8 protein-coding genes and 1 pseudogene are annotated in these 17,698 nt (G+C 56.1%); 3 read left to right on the top strand and 6 right to left on the bottom strand.

What is annotated here, in order from left to right:
• Positions 1-14 precede the first annotated feature (14 nt).
• The 5 genes and pseudogenes from pfkA to ACAW74_RS27000 form a co-directional block, all read right to left on the bottom strand.
• Entirely contained in the window at positions 15-989 is a 975-nt protein-coding gene (gene pfkA, locus ACAW74_RS27015; protein WP_015329541.1) for a 6-phosphofructokinase, read from the bottom strand.
• 230 nt (positions 990-1,219) lie between these two features.
• Positions 1,220-2,731 (bottom strand): choice-of-anchor I family protein, encoded by a 1,512-nt coding sequence (locus tag ACAW74_RS27010; protein WP_370701383.1) that lies wholly within the window; start codon positions 2,729-2,731, stop codon positions 1,220-1,222.
• Between the two features lie 182 nt (positions 2,732-2,913).
• On the bottom strand, positions 2,914-5,529 hold the full coding sequence (locus ACAW74_RS27005; protein ID WP_370701382.1) for a S8 family peptidase: 2,616 nt from the start codon (positions 5,527-5,529) through the stop codon (positions 2,914-2,916).
• A 74-nt stretch (positions 5,530-5,603) separates the two neighbouring features.
• Positions 5,604-5,972 (bottom strand): T9SS type A sorting domain-containing protein, encoded by a 369-nt coding sequence (locus ACAW74_RS28710; RefSeq protein ID WP_502918617.1) that lies wholly within the window; start codon positions 5,970-5,972, stop codon positions 5,604-5,606.
• Positions 5,973-7,457: 1,485 nt separating this feature from the next.
• A pseudogene (locus tag ACAW74_RS27000) lies at positions 7,458-9,278 on the bottom strand (S8 family serine peptidase); the annotation flags it as partial.
• A gap of 559 nt (positions 9,279-9,837) precedes the next feature.
• On the opposite strand from ACAW74_RS27000, the gene ACAW74_RS26995 reads away from it, so the two are divergent.
• From ACAW74_RS26995 to mtgA, 3 genes are all read left to right on the top strand, one after another.
• Positions 9,838-9,984, top strand: coding sequence for a hypothetical protein (locus ACAW74_RS26995; protein ID WP_370701381.1), 147 nt, complete (start codon positions 9,838-9,840; stop codon positions 9,982-9,984).
• A 49-nt stretch (positions 9,985-10,033) separates the two neighbouring features.
• A complete protein-coding gene (gene hemW, locus ACAW74_RS26990; RefSeq protein WP_370701380.1) occupies positions 10,034-11,176 on the top strand; it encodes a radical SAM family heme chaperone HemW in 1,143 nt (380 codons plus the stop codon).
• A gap of 111 nt (positions 11,177-11,287) precedes the next feature.
• Complete coding sequence (gene mtgA, locus ACAW74_RS26985; protein WP_370701379.1) at positions 11,288-12,253, top strand: monofunctional biosynthetic peptidoglycan transglycosylase; 966 nt, start codon at positions 11,288-11,290, stop codon at positions 12,251-12,253.
• A gap of 115 nt (positions 12,254-12,368) precedes the next feature.
• Here the strand turns inward: mtgA and ACAW74_RS26980 are convergent, their stop codons facing one another.
• Positions 12,369-17,633, bottom strand: a complete 5,265-nt coding sequence (locus tag ACAW74_RS26980) for a hypothetical protein (RefSeq protein WP_370701378.1) — start codon at positions 17,631-17,633, stop codon at positions 12,369-12,371.
• Positions 17,634-17,698: the final 65 nt, after the last annotated feature.

Genomic DNA, 17,698 nt, shown 5'->3' with positions numbered 1-17,698 from the left:
GACGAAGCTGACGACTAAACGCTCAGGATTTTTACCATCCTGAGCAGGTCTTCATTGATCGGTTTGGGCAAACGAATGGTATCGCGGAACGGCGTATAGACCAGTTCATTATTGATAACCCCCGCCATGACGTTCTTCTCGCCGTTGAGCAGGCCTTCCAGCGCACCCAGCCCCAACCGGCTCGCCAGAATGCGGTCGTAGGCTGTTGGGATACCGCCGCGCTGAATGTGGCCCAGCGTGGTTACGCGCATGTCGAGTTCTCCCTCGATCAGCTTGCTGATTTTCTCGGCCACTTCGGCGGCACTGCCTTCCTCTTCACCTTCGGCCACCACCACAATCGACGACGATTTGCTGCGGTTAAAGCCTGCCTGAAGCGTCTTAACGACTTCAGAGATGGGCGTCAGTACTTCGGGCACCATCACCAGTTCGGCGCCGCCCGCAATCCCCGATTGGATAGCGATGTAGCCTGAGTCGCGGCCCATCACCTCGATCAGGAAGATCCGGTCGTGAGAGTCGGCGGTGTCACGAATTTTATCGATTGCTTCCAGAGCCGTGTTTACAGCCGTATCGAAGCCAATGGTATAATCAGTACCGTAGAGGTCGTTATCAATGGTGCCGGGCGCGCCAACCGTCGGAATGCCGAATTCGTCGAAGAAGAGCGTAGCACCGGTGAATGTGCCGTTGCCGCCGATAGCGACGAGACCTTCAATGCCAAACTTCTGCAATTGTTCGTGGGCGCGCTGCCGCCCTTCGGGGGTCATGAACTCTTTGCTGCGGGCCGATTTCAGGATGGTACCACCCCGCTGCACGATGTTGCTCACCGAGTGAGAGGTCATCTGAAAAATGTCGCCATTGATCATCCCGTTATACCCCCGCCGGATACCGAACACTTCAATATCGTGGTAAACGGCTCCGCGCACAACTGCCCGAATGCAGGCGTTCATGCCCGGCGCGTCTCCCCCAGAGGTAAACACAGCAATACGTTTCATTAGGTCTCAAGGTTTCGTCATTACAACAACTATCCGCTGATCAGGTGGATGATCAGGGTTTTCAAAAACCACGCAAAATTACCCTCATTTTCAGATTTGCCGCCACTGCCCTTTTAATTAACGAGCATTTCCGCTGTTTTTCTGCAAAACAGGCAATTTGTGGGTTCAAGGTACTGATCATGAAAAAGCCGCACCAGTCAGATGCGGCTTTGCTCAAAAAAAGACTGTGCTTATGGCCTGTCGGGCTGGTAAACTTTCACCGTGCCATCACCTTCGCTACTGACTATCAACAGGCTACGCTTGGTGGGGCTTTGGCTGGCCGGAACAAACAGTACGCCTTCGGGTGCGTCGCCGGTAGGCAGCACCTGCAAAAACTGCGGATTTGTTGGATCGGCGAGGCTGTAAATGGCGATGGCATCGGCTCGTTCCAGCCCCACGAACGCCACAGGTTGCCCATTGATCATACCCACCGTTACGCCCTCGGCCTCAACACCTTTATCGTCGGAGCGGGTATCATCGTATAGATTAGCGGCTACAATGCGCTCTTCGAGGCTTTTACCGGAGAAATAAACGCGTTGGCCGGTAGCTGTATTGAAAATGCTGAAACCACGCCCTCCAATGGCATACAGGGCGTCGTAGTCGCCGTCATTATCGGTGTCGCCGAGGCTTTTCGTGACGATCAGCCGCCCCAGATTAGTGAGCTGTTTCAGCACACTGCCCGTCGGAAAGGCCGTTGGGTCGAGGGTCAGCGTGCTGATGCGGGCTTCTTCGCTATAACCGGCATAATCACGGGTATCGCCTTCGTCGGCCGTGATCACGTAGTTGGTGCCATTCACCGCAAAAGGCGCTATGGCGTCGGGCAGATAGAACGACCGGATGAGCCAGTTGGAAAAGGCTATTTTGTTGTCGCGGTCGCTGGGGTCAATAGCATTGCTGGGTACGTTGATGTCTTTAGTGCCCAATGGCCAGATCTTCAGGATGCTACCACCGATCAGATCGACCTCAGCAATGGCGTTGTTTTCCTGAAGCGTTACCCAGGCCCGGCGTGAATCGGGTGAGATGGCTACATATTCGGGTTCAACATCCTGTGCTAAACTGGCTTTGGGCCCAAACAGCCGAAAACCACCCGCCAGTAATGTCGCCCGTTGCGACTCGAATCCTTCGAACGTCAGTGTTCGGACGCTGTATCCTGACTGCGTATCGATGATTGAAATAGAGCCCACCGGATCAACCGTATAAGCTGCGTTGGGCTCGCCTTCGTCGGCCGTGACGATGTAGCGGCCATCGGGGCTAAACGTAACCATATCGGGCATGGCGCCTACGGGAATGGTCCGCAGAATCGCCAGGCTGCGCGTATCGACGATTACGACACTGCCGTTGGCCTGCTTGTCAGTTGCTTCCAGCGCAATCGCCAGTCGACCCCGGCTAACGGCAACGCTGTTCGCAACGCCTCCTAGTGCCGATACATTGATGGGCGTGAGTTTGTTGATGGTATAGGCGGCGGAGAGTTCGAGCACTTCCACCTTTGGCGTAGCGGCCGTTTCGTTGTTGACCGTGAAAATGCGGCGGGTCAGGGTGTCGTAGGCCGATATTTCGGAAGCTGCTGTGCCTCCCAGATCGACCGATGCGATTTCGCGGAACGTACCTGCGTTTTCGATGGGGTCCAGATCGGTGCGGTGATCGCAGGCCACCAGGATGCCCACGGCCAATGTGAAGCCAATTATGTAGCGGAGTTGAGTCATTGAAGCGGATGCTAGTAGATGAATCCGCAAAGATTAAAACTCAGTTAACAGCCACCGATCGCTTCATTATTTCATAATATGGCTTTCGATAAACTGCCTGATTGTCAGATTTCTACAAGAAGAAGTAACAGAAAGATAACAGTAGCGCGGGCTTTGTTATGATTTCATAAATGATCTAGCTTTCATTCACGAATAAACCGCAGGGCCTTTACCCGGTCGCCGTCGGTAAAGTGGAGCAGGTATTGCCCGCTCATCAGGTTGGCAACGGGTAAGTCGAGCCAGAAAAGACCCTGCCGGTGCTGCATTACCTGCGAGATGCCTAGCCGGTGCCCCCACAGATCAACGATATCGACGGTCACCTGCGAAGCGCCCGGCCGGACGTAGCGGATATACAGCGTCTGACTAGTCGGGTTGGGGTACGCTACCATTACGCTATCGGCCTGAGCGAAGGACAGCAGCGAATCGGGCAGAGCCGTTACGCCTGCCCACGACGACCATCGTACGGGTTTCTCGTCTGACCATCCGCTGCATTGCTGCTGTGACACCTTCAACCGATACGTACCTGGCTCATCGACCAGCAACCACTGACTGCTTGCATTAAGCAGTGGCTGACCACCTTTGTACCAGGCATACCGAAACTGATCGCCCGTCGGGCCCTGTAACCGGGCTGTAGCGCCAGCGGGTATCAAAACCGTATTATCGGCGGGCAGGAGACGTACCTGATCGAGCGTGGTCGGGCGGGCCGTTATTTCCTGCGAAAAGGTACGGCACCCTTGCTGCGTGAGTTGCGCCCGGTATTGCCCCGCCTGACTGACGGTCAGTGTCTGACTGGTAGCATCGGCGATCAGTTGCCCATTCCGTAGCCAGTTGACGGTTATGCCTTTTCCGGCTTCGACGGCGGCCACCAATTGAGCAGGTGCCTGTTCGGGACAGAGGTAGACCGTTTGGGCAGGCGTGAGTTGTACTGTTGGCGCCACAACCGACACCCGCACGGCTGCACTCTGGCCAACACAACCGTGCCGGTCGGTGTAACGCACTTTGTACTGCCCGGCAGATGACACCGCGCAGACAGGCGAGGTTGCCCCACCGATGGATTGGTTGTCGCGCAACCATTCGTAACGAAGCCCGGGCAGATCATCGGCTTGCAGGTTCAGGGTAGCTCCGGTGCAGATAAGCGTGTCGGTCGCCGTGAGCAGTGGGCGCTCTGGTAAGGTACACGGGCTGTGCTTTCGCCCGCTTACAAGCAGCGAAAAGGGCTGCACACCACTTTGCAACGCGTTTTTGTGGCTGACCCGAATCGTGTAGGTCTGGCCGGCGATGGGGTTGGGGATATAGATCTGCTCGACATTATCGCGGCTATTGTCGCCTCGGGTAGCCACATCGGCCGGGCGATCCGGGTTTAGCACGAACGGCAACATCGTTTGCGCGCCCAGCGTCACGCGGATGTCGAGGTCATTGATGAGCTTGGGCGTCCGGCGGTTTAAGGCCTGCGGTGTCAGGGTTGTAACGCTGCCCTCGGGGTCAGTCCAACAAAGCGTGATCGTGAGCGGCTCACCACCGTACGCTACAGCCGTCGTGGTCCAGCTTTGCCCTTGTACAAGCCGCTGTTCGGTGATCAGGTGCGCCTGATTGGTATTCTGGATAACGGCCGCCGCAGCTTCGGTATTCAACAGGCCCCACCCTTGCCGGTAATCGGGGCCATTGGCGGGAGCGAGGCGGTCGGCAGTATGGATGGCCAGCCCCCGCAACGTGGCCGCCAGCAGGAATCGGCCACTGGTCTGGCGGGCGTAGAGTTCCTGCAACAACAGCAGCGACCCCGTCACGTTGGCTGCCGCCATCGACGTACCTGTGCTCAAGCCGTAGGCCGAGGTATTTGTCGAAACCGTCGAGTACACGTCCGTGCCAATGCCCACCAGATCAGGTTTGATCCGGCCATCATCAGTAGGGCCCCAGCCGCTGTAGGGCGACGAGGCCAATTGAACCGGCCGGTTATCGTCGTCGAGCGTTACGTCGGCGGCACCGATCGTCAGTATGTTTTTGGCAGTTGCTTCGCCGGGAATCACATCGTAGCCATCGTTCCGGCTACGGGGCAGGTTACTCTGCTGATTGGTATTGCTGAGGTAATACGACGTGTTGGCTGGTGGACCCGTTTCTGACCGTTTGTTATCGGCCGACCGAACCATCAGGTACGTCGGGTTCTGATAGGCGATGTGGTCGATACGCTGGGCCGTAGCGTTGTAGTAGCCGAAAAGGTAATCTTCTGTACTGCTGACGGCCGCGTTTCCCCACCATTCCCATTTATGGTTTGGGTCGGTACCGGGCCGGTTCAGGTTCAGTACCCAGCCCGACAGCGGGCCGTAGGCATGTACCGACAGTAACAGATTCGGCGCGGCGGTAGCCAGTTCGATCAAGTCGTTGGTATAATCCCAAACCTGAAGTTTGGCCCCGTAGGCCATGCCCCGCGCTTTAGGGTCGATACCCGCCGCCACCAACGTACCGGCAAGGTGGGTCGCGTGGTCGTTCAGCTGACCGGCGGTATTGCGCATCTGCACCCGGCCGGCCAGTTCACGATGGGTCGTCAGTACGCCGCCGCCGTCCCAAAGGCCTAATTTGTCCGACACAAAGCTGCTTTGACCACTGAGCGATAACCCCGTGGAGTTCCGGCCATACAGGGGCTGGGTACGTGTGCCGGTGGCCGCTTCGATATTGTGGAGCTTAACCGGGCGGGGCAGTACCGACTGTGCCTGCGCTGCGGCCGTAAAGCCACTGAACAACAGCAGGCGCCGGACAAAAGCCATTGACCATTGAGCCGTTATTGCCCAACACCCAATGGTCCCCGTCCGACGCCCGGTTACTTGCATTCAACTCTGTTTTATTGTTTCAGCACTGCTTTGACCGCCATCGGCTGCGTGGGATCATGCAGTATCTGAACAAAAAACATACCAGCTGGCAAACCGCTAAGGTCCATAATCGCCTGGTATTTGGCTCCTTGTGGTACCATAACCTGCTGCTGTTGCAATGTTCCCCGCACATCGAGTAACCGCACGGTTGGCGCCTTGGTCGCGGCCGCGGCATCAACTTCGACGGTCAGTCGATTGGCGGTTGGGTTGGGGAATACACGCAAACTCGCGCTCAGGGCTGGCTCAACGGCCAGAATGGTTACGAAGGTTTCGGCGGATGTGGCTTCCCCGCAACCACCTACATTGGCCCGTACCGAATAGCGACCCGTTTGCGTGGCCACATAGGTTTGGCTCGTTGCGCCGGTAATGGGCACCCCGGCCAGTAGCCACTGATTACCGGTCAGCGCATTGGACGACAGCACATTCCCACTTTGCGCAATAAGGGGTTGCTGGGCAGGGCGAATGGTCACGGCGATGGCCGACGATGAAATGGGCGAGCAACTGCTGATGAGTTGCAACGAATAGCTACCCGCTTCGGAAGCAGTGTACGTCAGGCTGGTGGCACCGGCAATGGGTTGTCCGTCGCGTAACCATTGATAGCCAAACGTTTCGCCCGCTATGGCCGTCGTGGCTGTTCCCTGCAACGTCACGGCTCCACCCTGACAAACCGATGTGCTGCCGATTGCCGCCGCACTGACCGTTGGCGTTGCCCGTACGGATGGTGTCACGGCTACGCGCTGTGCCGAAGGGCAATCGAGCGGGCGCAGTTGCATGTCGTAGAAATAATACCAGGCCGTTCGCAGCGTATCCATCACGCCCGTAGCCTGCTGAAAGAGCGAACCTTTCGAACTGGCAATCACGTCGCCCGACTGGCTACGCAACTGGTAGGGGAATGCAAAGCCCGCCGTAGCCGAATTGCTTCGGAAAATGGTAACGCCCTCTTCATACTCGATCGCAATTTTGTAGTCGCCGGGTTCGGGAATCGACAGATTGAGCGGATAAACCGCGCCCTGATCGTTGGGGTCGTTGGCCTGCTGTCCACCCGTTATCGTAGCCGACGCCGGTAGTGTACGCGTAGCCAGCACATCGAGCGTGACGCTGGAGATGACGGTTTCGTCGAAGCGCCGCACCGAGAACGTCAGCCGACCGGCGGCCCCGGTGTAGATGCGCGCCCGGTCGATCCGCAACGGCACTTTGGTCGAGATAAGCGGTTGTGGCCCGAAATTGCCCGCGTAGCTGCCACCCTGGAAATCCACTTTGCTCACCGGCCCTAGCCGCCCGCCGAAGTCGTTCAGGCTGGCATAAACGGTGGGGCGGCTGGCGATGCTGGTTCGGTTGCCTGCGGCCAGCAACGTACCCCCGATGGCCGCGTCGTACCAGAAGGCCGTACCCTGCCCCGTGTTCTGCAACTGTAAGGCCGGATCACCCGCGCAGGTTACCGCCGAGAAATTGCCAACCAGTGAACTTGCTCCTACGGTACGGTTTTCGGTAAAGCGATTGTTCGTCGTATCCTGGTCACTCGCCAACTGGATGCGCGTGGTAAACCGATACGTCTGGCCCGGCAATAACGTCACCGACGTGGGCAGCGTGAACGCCAGTTGCGTGTCGCGGTAGGCCCGCAATTGGGCAATAGTCGCGTTGAAAGTAGCTACGGGCTGGTTGTCGCGCGTTACAGTCACCGTCACGGGCAAGTTGGTCTGATCGTTGCCGCCCAGATTCCGCACTCGTACCGATACCGTTTCTGTACCTGCGCAAAGCGGACTGGCCGAGGGCAGCGCCGTAACGGCCACATCGTTCTGTGACCGGATAATGCGCACCAGATAATCCTGCGTTTCACCCGCGCCATAGCTGCCGCAGGGTTGCACGGCATTGGCATCGGTTGTTTCAACCACCACAATCCGAAGTCGAACGATCGTACCCGCCGTTACGCTGGCCGGCGCCGTAATACTCCCGACGAACGTACCCGGCCCGTTCAGGACCGTCGACGTACCTAGTAGTTCACCCGCGTCGGTAAACGAGCCGTTGGCATTCCAGTCGGCAAACGTTTTTACCACTACCGACCGCGCCGCGCCACAGGTGCCGGTCGTTACCGTCAGTGGTACCGGCTGGCTGGGCTGTATCTCGGCCACCGTGGTAGCGCTCGTAAGATCGGTATAGGTGGTGCAGCCTGTTGCCCCCGCCTGATCGACGTTGGCAAACTGAACGCGAGCAATCTTGCTATCGCCCGACGATGAAGCCGCCGACGCACAGTAAGCAACACCTCCTGCGCCACTCACCACCAGGCCGTAGTCCTGAGTGCTGTTGCGCAGCGTGCCTTTGTGGCCAATCGTCAGCACATAGGTACGTCCCGGCACCGGTTTGGCGATATACACCTGCTCCACGTTGTCGCGAATGTTGTCGCCACGGGTGGCCGCAGTAGCCGGATTTTCGGGGTCGAGTATCCAGGGCGAAGTGGTTGTGGTGCCATCCGTCAGGCGGAGGTCCAGATCATTTACCAGTTTGGGCGTACGGTCGTTGATCCGGGCAGCACCTGTCTGGGCAGTGCCTTCGGGGTCGGTCCAGGCAATGGTTGCTACCAGGGGCCCGCGGCCCGATGCCACCACCGACAGCGAGTAGGTTGCTCCCTGCGCCAGCGTCCGTTCATCGAGTACGTTGGTGCGTTCGGCATTCCGGATCACCTGCGCCGCTTTCTCCACGTTCAATAGCCCCCAGCCAAACCGATAATCGGGGCCGGGTGCATCGCCTGCTTCGTCGGCCGTGTGTAGCACCAGCGCTTTCAACGTGCTGGCCCGCATTACTTTGCTGGCATTCAGCGACGCAAAATATTCCTGCAACAGCAACAGCGAACCCGATACGTTGGGCGACGACATCGATGTGCCGCTCTCAGTGCCATACACAAACGAAGTCGACGACAGCGTCGACGTTACATTGACGCCCATACCAACGATATCGGGTTTGATCCGGCCGTCGTCGGTAGGACCCCAACTGCTGAATGAAGCGATACTAACGTCACTCGGGCTATTGTATCCGTTGCTCAGCCGCGATACGGCCCCGACGGTCAGGATGTTCTTGGCATTGCCGTACGTCGGGATGTTGTCGTAGCCAACCTGTGTCTCGCGGGGCGTCGTGCTGCGTCGACTGCTGTGCTGCACCAGAAAGTAGGCCTCACCCGCCGGAGGGCCACCTTCGGCGTGGTTGTTACCGGCCGATTTGGTAATCAAGTAATAAGGGGCCGCCGCCGCCACAACGTCCCAGGCGCGGGAGGTGTTGTCGTACTGCCCGAACTTGAAATCCTGCGTGGCGCTCAGAGTCGTATCGCCCCACCATTCCCATTTGTTGGTTGTCGTGCGCGACGAGTTGAATCGCCAGCCCGCAATGCTGCCATAAGAGTGATTCGACAAGAGCAAATTCTGCCCCGCACCGGTCATTTCCGACACATCGCTACTGGCGTCCCAGGCTTTAAGGTTTGCGCCGCTCGCCATGCCCCGCACCAGCGGATTCAGTCCGGCCGCCACCAGCGTTCCGCCCACGTGGGTGGCGTGGTTAACGTCGTCGGCTTCCCGGTCGATGCTGCTGGTAATATCCTGCTGCACCACCCGGCCCTGAAATTCGGGGTGCGCGGTATAGGTGGCCGCAATTTCCCACATACCGAGCCGGTCTTTAACAGAGGCAGAGCCGCCCCGCAAATTCACCCCGAGGCTCCCGCCGCTGTAGAGGCTGGTCGTGCGGGTTGTTTCGGCCGCGCGCACATTGGTAAACGAAATATCGTAGAGCAGGTTGCCCGTGGTTTCGTCGATACCGCGCAGGATCTGCACGTGCCCATTGCCGGCTGGCTCTATAGCCAGGCGACCGCGTTGGGCGGCCACCGTAAGGGCTTTCTGGTAATTACTGGTTTGTTCCTGTGATAGCGTTTGTTGAAGAGCCTGAAGGCGACTCCGTTGGGCCGCGCTGTATTGGGGCAGCGGTTGCGCCAGCACCGAACTGCTCAGGAAAGCCAGCAGCCCGGCAAGCCGGTAAAAATGAGTCATACAAGAAGTTGATAGTTAACGAATCACCTATATAAACAAAGCTACTTTGCATACGTCAAACTGCCGCGAACCGTTGTCTGCTTACCGCAACTTTATTATTGAGCTTCGCAACATATCTGCATGCTTATGTTGATTGAATCTAAATAAACTATAAATTTGATGTACTTTATCGACTATCATGCAATACGACACCGACATCGACGCTTGCTCGACCACACTGATTGCCCTGCCGATGGCCTCCGGCAACGTACCTGGCTGCGTATTTAAGACATGCTGCAAGAAGTATAAGAAGGGGAAACGCTGCAAAAGCTGCCCCAAAAAGTAGCGCAACGGCCCGATGCAACTAACTGCCGATGGCTGGTCGTTAGCCTCATATGCATCTGTATCTGCACATTCCGTTTTGCCGGCAGGCCTGCCACTATTGCGACTTCCATTTTAGCACCAATCAGCAGCAGCGACGGGTCGTGGTAGACGCGATGGCGCGCGAAATCGACCTGCGGCATACGTACCTGCCCGCCCAAACGCCCTTACAGACGATCTATTTCGGTGGGGGTACGCCCTCGCTACTGACCGAAGGCGAGCTGACGTACCTGCTCGATGCCATTCATCGCCATTTCACCGTCGAGCCCGATGCCGAGATTACCCTCGAAGCCAATCCCGACGATCTGGCGGATGCGACCAATCTGGCCATGCTCCGTCGCTATGTCAATCGGTTAAGTATTGGTATTCAAACCTTTGACGAGGCTACCCTGCGCTGGATGAACCGCGCCCATAATGCCGCCGAAGCTGAAGCCTGTGTGCCCCGCGCCCGCGACGCCGGTTTCGACAATCTCAGCATCGACCTGATCTACGGCATTTCGGAGACGATCTGGCCCCGCGACCTCGAAAAAGCGCTGGCGCTGAACGTACCCCACCTGTCGGCCTATAACCTCACGATCGAGCCCGACACCGCTTTTGGTCGTTGGTTGGCCAAAGGTCGGCTGACACCCGTTGACGAGGCGTTGTCGGCCACTCAGTTTACCGAACTAGTCACCGCCCTTAAAACGGCTGGGTACGTACACTACGAAATTTCCAATTTTGCCCGGCAGGCTGGTTCCACGGCCCATTACGCCCGCCACAACACGGCCTACTGGCAGCGTCGCCCTTACCTAGGTATTGGCCCCTCGGCGCACTCCTACGACCTGCAAAGCCGCCAATACAACGTGGCCAACAATGCGCTATACGCGAAAGCGCTGCATGAAGGCGCCGTGCTGACCGACGCACCCAGCGAGCGCGAAGTGCTGACTGCCGCCGATCAGGTCAACGATTATCTGCTGACGGGCCTGCGCACGCAGTGGGGGTGCCAACTCGCCGAACTCGACGCGATGCTGGGCACGTCATTTGTCGCCGAACAGGCCACCGCACTGGCTCGTTTGAAACAGACGGGCTGGCTCGTTCAAACAGAAAACAGCCTTACGCTCACCGAATCGGGCAAACTCTTCGCCGACCGCGTGGCGAGTGAGTTATTCGTAGGTTAAGTTTGTATAAATCCGTTTACGGTTTCTGGCTGGGGTTCTTTGCCGTCTGGCTACTGCGTGTGAACCAACAGCCGAAGACCGTACACTGAAAACAGTGAACAGCACCATACCATGCCGCCCGAAAAGCGCGTTAATCGCCTACGAACGCCTCCTCCCGACCCTCGGTTAACTCCGCCGCCTATGCCTTCTGGCAACCCGCCCAGTAATCAGCCGGGCAACCGCCCTTATTCCGGCTCGTCGACATCGGGTCGGCCGCCGCGCGAATCGCCCCGGACGAAGCCATCGCGTTCGTCAGGTACGTCGTCGGGGCTGTATAAAAGCGCCATCGGTAAGGCGGTGCGGCAGCGTTGGCAGCAAACGAAGACCTACGTTCGGCAGCACCCCATGCTGGTGGTCGTTTACTGGTTTGTGGTGAAAACCATGCTGGTGTTGTTTCTCGGTTCGGTGGCCTGGGTCGTGGTACTGAAGTACGTACCTGTCTGGTTTACGCCGTTAACCATCAGTCGCAAATGGGACGCCATAGGCACCGATCAGTCGAGCGAGATTCACAAAACGTGGCGATCTTTCGACGAGATCAATAAAGAAGCGGCTCTGGCTGTCGTGGCCTCTGAAGATCAGCAGTTTCCGTACCACTGGGGGTTCGACTTCGACGAAATTCAGGACGCCATCCGCGAAAACCAGTACCGTAAACGGCCTCGTGGTGCCAGTACTATCTCGCAGCAAGTAGCCAAGAACGTATTTCTCTGGACGGGCCGCAGCTACATCCGCAAAGGGCTGGAAGTGTACTTTACGGTGCTGATCGAATTGATCTGGGGCAAAAAGCGCATATTGGAAGTATACCTGAACGTCGCCGAAACCGGCCCGATGACCTTCGGGGTCGAAGCCGCCTCCGAACGGTTCTATGGCCATTCGGCCAGCAGCCTGAGCCGCACCGAAGCTGCCCGGATTGCAGCCGTGCTACCCAACCCCAACAAGTTTTCGATCAAGAATCCATCGGCCTACATTCAGCGCCGTACCCGCCAGATCTCCCGGCAAATGCGCGCACTAGGCGGCCAGAAATACATCCGAAACCTGTAAGAGTGTTATAGCGCAGAGATACGCAGAGGCGCACCGAGATTCACAGAGCTTTTATCATTCATTTTCCCTGTGAACCTCAGTGCGCCTCTGTGTATCTCTGCGCTATAGCTCTTTTTTATTTCACTCGGATCTGTAAATTGGCTTCGTCGCGTTCGCCGTTGGTAAAGCCATTTCCGGGGCTGGCATTCGAGACGGGCTCGTTTACTGCTTGTATCTGCGCCTGCACCACGCCACTAGCGTTTACCTGAACCGGCAACACCAGCACCGCCGACGTACCTGCGGCTAGCTGGTTGACGTACCCACGAACCGTTTGCCCGTCTACCAGAAAACCAGTGCTATTAGTCAGCGACCAGCCAGTGGGCAGTAGCATCTGCACTACCACGTTAGTAGCCGCCACGGCCCCCCGGTTGTTCACGACAACGCTCAGATTCTGCGGCTGCCCAGCCGGGGCCGACAACATGCTGCTACGTACATCGAGCGACAGTTCAACCTTACCCGCTTGTGGCGCAGGTTGATTGGATTGCGTAGTGGGCAGCGGCACCTGATCGGGGTTGGCCGATGCCAACAGTCCACCAGCCGCGTCAGCAGTGCGCAAATCAACTGTGGTTTGATCATCCTGCCCGTCGCCCGTGCCCGAGTTGGGCTGACTGTCGGGGTCAGGTGTACTGGTGGTAGCCACTTGGGCCGTTGTGAAGAACGTACCTGGCTGCGTAATCCGTAGCTGGTAGCTTACTGTCTGGCTACCACTTGGTGCCACTGACCCTACACTAGCCGTTACAAGACCATTTGTGGTGCTGACGTTACCAACCTCTGCCGCGACAAATTCTACCCCAGTGGGTAGTCGGCTGCTAATGGTTACGCCATTAGCAGCTTGCGGGCCTTCGTTGGTCACGACTAGTGAATAGCTGACGACTTCACCCAGACGGGGCGTCCGGCTACTGACCAGCGACGACAACCACAGATCGGCGTTGCCAGAGCCCACTGTTACGGTAGCCTGCCCCGCCGATGTACCTGTACCGCAGGCATTCTGCACGTTGACGACCGAATACGTTGTGGTGTTGGTGGCCGTTACCGATACCGGGTGCGGGTTCAGGTACGTATTCTGCACCGTCTGTCCATTAGAAAGCGTAAACGACCACGGGGCCGGGCCACTGAGCTGTATGGGCAATGTTGCCGTTTGCCCCGAACCAATTAGCGCATTACCTGTGATGGTAGCTGCCGTTGGCTCACCAATACGTACGTCGACAGACTCGGATTCACCGGTTCCGCAGTAACTGCTGAAGGAGACGCTGTAGTATCCAGACTCTTCGGGGTAAAAATAAGTAGCATTTGCACCGCTAATGGCTACTCCATTACGTTTCCATTGGATATTGGTGCTGGCCTCTGACGCATATAACTTGACCGAATTAGCCGTGCAAACAGCCAAGTTCCCGTATACCGAGATAAGTGTCTTTGGCAAAGTGTATGGGTCAATTTTCACGGGTTGCGATAGCCCGCTGCAACTGCCGCTTGTTATACTGACTGAATAAAGCCCTGATTGGTATGCATCCAACATGGTACCTGTTTGAGTTGCAAGCAGCACACCGTTTTTAAACCACCGAAACTGCGTACCTGGCAGATCAGCGTAGGCGCTGGCATCCAGCCAGATGTTTGAGCAGGAAACGTCTTTCGACTGGTTAATAACAACCGGTATAATGTTAGTAGAAAAGGTAAGCGAGATGGGTTCAGACACGGCCATGCAAGAGCCTTTGGCTCCGCGTATGGTGTAACTCCCTGACGTTTGCGCCGTATAACTAGACCCTGTCGCTCCTGGTATGTCTACACCGTCCTTCTGCCATTGCCAGCTCGGATAGGCCGTGTAAGCGCCAAAAAAATAAAGTGTTCGTACCGAGCCAGGACAGGCATTTTTAGCGCTGTAAAAATCAATTACAGGCGGCACCACCGTACCCTGTCTTACCGTAATTGCATTGCTACGTGTGGTACAGCTTCCCTGCCGGAGTTCATAGGTGTAGCTGCCCGGTTCATTTACACTGATCGAATGGGCATTTTGAACGTTGGTTAGTGGTTTGTTATCTCGGTACCAATCGATGGTATATCCACCAGACACGCCAATTGGGAAATTGTTGATGTCTGAAATTAAAATACGAACTAATCCGGTAGCGGGTCCGGTACACAAGACAGAATCCTTCTGAGGATCACGGCTGAGCGAAGCCCACAACGACCGCCCTACCGTTAGTTTGAAAGGGGTCATATACGGAGTACAACCCGGTAAGGCAATGGCTAAGGTATAGGATCCGGAAGACTTTGTTGCATACGAATAGGAGTTAGCGTTGGTTACGGATGTTCCGTTGCGTATCCATTGCGATGAGGCCTGTTCGCCGTAGTAACTGCTATACATAGCTACTGGCTCGTCATCACATTGTGGTCGGTTTCCAAATTTGGTTGTGATGTAGATGTAGGGCGATGATGAACTATAAACCGAATAGGCAGAACTAGTGGCTATACACCCTGCCTGTCGTACCTGCACAGTATAATTACCCGAAGAGCCTGCTAGGAAAGTTCCAGATGTCGCGCCGGTTAGTAATGTTCCGTTGTAGCTCCACAGGTAGCCATCAGCGATTGGATTACCAGAGACCGTCAGACGTATCTGATCGCCAGGGCATATAGATGCCGATGAATTATACTGCACAAAATCAGCCAGTCGCACCGGCTGTATACTCGCCGATGATAGATTACCAATTGTAAGGGTTTGGCTAGATGCCGATGAAGTCAAACTTAGTTCGGCAGCGACTACCCGTACAAGGTACTTAGTACCGTAGGGTAATCCATTAGCACCCGTTGGCAATGTCATAGAAACAGGACTACTCGTGCCCGTGCCAATTCGTTTTTGATTCGTGAAGCTGCCGTTTGCGTCGGAGATCCAGACTTCGTAATTAATCGTTCCTGTGAAATCTGGCCCGCTCGTTGTGAACGATACTGACAGTGGGCTTCCCGCACAAAGCGTTGTGTTGGATACACTAGTGAGGGCTATCGACGAGGGTGTGTAGGGTATGGCAAAGGCATTGGTTTCGTAGATACCTCGCCCTCTAGTGGCCGCTAAAAGTCGGCCATCAGAGAGCCGATACGTAAACCGATTTACCCCAGCCAATGGCATACCGCTATTGCTCACCCCCCAGCTAGGGTTAGGGTCAAAAAAGCTGTTGGTCGTCCAAACACCAATGGCCGTGCCCAGCAACACCTGTTGGCGATTCTGAGGATTAAATATACCCGCATACACAGGTACATCGGGCAGGCCCGAGCCAGCAGGATCTTTGCTTGTCCAAGTCGAGCCACCATCATTGCTGAACCATACAGAAACTACCCCATAGTTCGACAGTGTCAACAGAATATCGTTGTCGCTACTGCCCACATCAATACTCGACACCGTTGTGTAGAGCGGTAGGGAGCTAGTGTTAAGCATCGTTACTGTTGGCGTCGACTGGTTAAGATTCGTTATTCTGAACAGCTTAATCGTTTCTGAAGCGTAAGCGCTCACAAAAAGACTAGCGTTATTGGTTCCTAACTTGATATAAGAAGCCACATAGTTGACGCCCGGCAACGGAATGTATGTGGTTGTGGTGGCACTCGACCCTATCCCGGTTACGCGTCGAACACTATAGGCGTTGTTCGCATATTCATACAGGTACAGCGTATTGGTCTGGCTGTCGTAATCGGCCGGATTAGGATCTGCCCCATAATATCCACTAAACAGCGAAGTAACTGAGGTACCATCATACAGGAAGTATGTGCCATAACTATTAAACAGTTGAACGGTGGGCTGATCTTTGTCGATGAACGTCATGCCTGAACTACCTCCTGCAACCAGTATGCCTTCCGTCAGTCCCGGTCCGTTCATCTTGATGTAGCCGTTCTTGTCGGTCGAGCTAAATACATAGTCACCGCCTGCAATTTCCTTCATAGCAACCGACCGTATTTCGCTGACACGGTAGTTTGCATTTCGCCTTGTAACGCTCGGGGCCACCACTGCTGCGTCACCTAAACTACCCGACCAGCGAACGCCGTTTTGTGTGGCGAACGCAACGCCCTTACTATTTGGTTGGAAGGCGAAGGCCTGTTGATATTCATAATTTATGTCAAGTGCCGTGCTCCAAGTAGCGCCCCCATCTGCCGACCTAAACAGGTTATAGCCTCCAGCAAGCAGTAGGTTGGGGTTCGCGGGATCGACTATCAGGCTCAGAGCGGTGTGCCCATTGCCTAGCGTAAAATGGTATCCCCAACTTTGCGTAGGAATGGTAACATTCGTCCAAGTTGATCCGCCGTTGGTGCTCCGGCAAAACCATTTGATGTCGTTGCTGTACGTAGTGTTGTTGTAATCTTTGGTCACTGCGTAGATAACTTGGCTACTTCCACTTGTCGAGGAAGCTAGGGCCAGCTCGGTATGTTCCCCACCGGCAGGTACGTTTGTGGGTGTAATCTCGGTCCACGCCATTCCCGTACCATCCGTCGATTTGAAAAGGCGGGTTGGTGCAAACGAGGCATACAAGATACCGTCCGTTGCCAGCTCTAGGTCCAGCACGCTATCGTACCAATAACTACCTGTATTTGTACCGTAACCAATACCTTGATTTGGTGCCAGCACATACGACCAGCTACTACCGCCATCGGTTGAACGGATAACCCCCGACTGAGTAGCGGCGAATACGACTCCCACCGAGTTTACCACAATGCGATGGATGTATCTAAAGGCCTGCCCCAGCGAGGGAGCGGCTGTAGTTGTAGGCACAGTGCTATTGATTCGCACCCAGGTTACACCTCCGTTGGTTGTTTTCCAGATACCGCCACCAACAGTCTGCTCAAACGAAACTAAATTACCCGTTCCGGCATACATCACCTGCGGATTCGATGGGTCCGCAGCCAGGGCCGTAACCACTGTGTTTTCCCAGGTATCACTCACGGGTGTCCAGCTAGCGTTGACGTCGGTAATGTCGTTGGTGTACCAGAGGCCACCCGCTGGGCTAGCCGCCCATACTTTCTTTTTGGCCGGATCGTTCGGGTCGAAAAGCAAAGCCCTTGTCCGTCCACCCGCATTGCTGGGGCCGCGCTCCTGCCAGGTGATGCCGGGTATGGCGGCTTGTGTAGGCAACGTACCTAACTTCTGGGCTTTAATCAATCGCTCCCGTTCTGCGGCTAGCCGTTCATAAGGTACCCGACCCAGGGCCGGGTCCATCAGGCGGCGTTCTTCATCTTCGCGCATTCGACCCAGCGTGTCGCGCACATCGGATGTGTAGGAGAAGGGTGGGGTTTGGGCGAAGAGGGGCGTCGCCGCTAAGCCAAGGCAAAGCCATAATAAGCCCAGCCAGGGCTTCCGAACAAAGCGCATAAATGTAGAAGTGTAGTCGATAGGTGGACTGATAGATATACTTACTAATACAAGTTTATCTTGCT

The organism is Fibrella musci (genome assembly GCF_041321105.1).
Lineage (GTDB): Bacteria > Bacteroidota > Bacteroidia > Cytophagales > Spirosomataceae > Fibrella > Fibrella musci.
The sequence above is the reverse complement of the archived record's forward strand: the minus strand, read 5'-3'. Positions and strand labels throughout refer to the sequence as shown.

What these genes read in the sequence shown, in the direction of transcription:
- pfkA (WP_015329541.1), bottom strand. Translation starts at nt 989, where the DNA reads ATGAAACGTATTGCTGTGTTTACCTCTGGGGGAGACGCGCCGGGCATG.
- ACAW74_RS27010 (WP_370701383.1), bottom strand. Translation starts at nt 2,731, where the DNA reads ATGACTCAACTCCGCTACATAATTGGCTTCACATTGGCCGTGGGCATC.
- ACAW74_RS27005 (WP_370701382.1), bottom strand. Translation starts at nt 5,529, where the DNA reads ATGGCTTTTGTCCGGCGCCTGCTGTTGTTCAGTGGCTTTACGGCCGCA.
- ACAW74_RS26995 (WP_370701381.1), top strand. Translation starts at nt 9,838, where the DNA reads ATGCAATACGACACCGACATCGACGCTTGCTCGACCACACTGATTGCC.
- hemW (WP_370701380.1), top strand. Translation starts at nt 10,034, where the DNA reads ATGCATCTGTATCTGCACATTCCGTTTTGCCGGCAGGCCTGCCACTAT.
- mtgA (WP_370701379.1), top strand. Translation starts at nt 11,288, where the DNA reads ATGCCGCCCGAAAAGCGCGTTAATCGCCTACGAACGCCTCCTCCCGAC.
- ACAW74_RS26980 (WP_370701378.1), bottom strand. Translation starts at nt 17,633, where the DNA reads ATGCGCTTTGTTCGGAAGCCCTGGCTGGGCTTATTATGGCTTTGCCTT.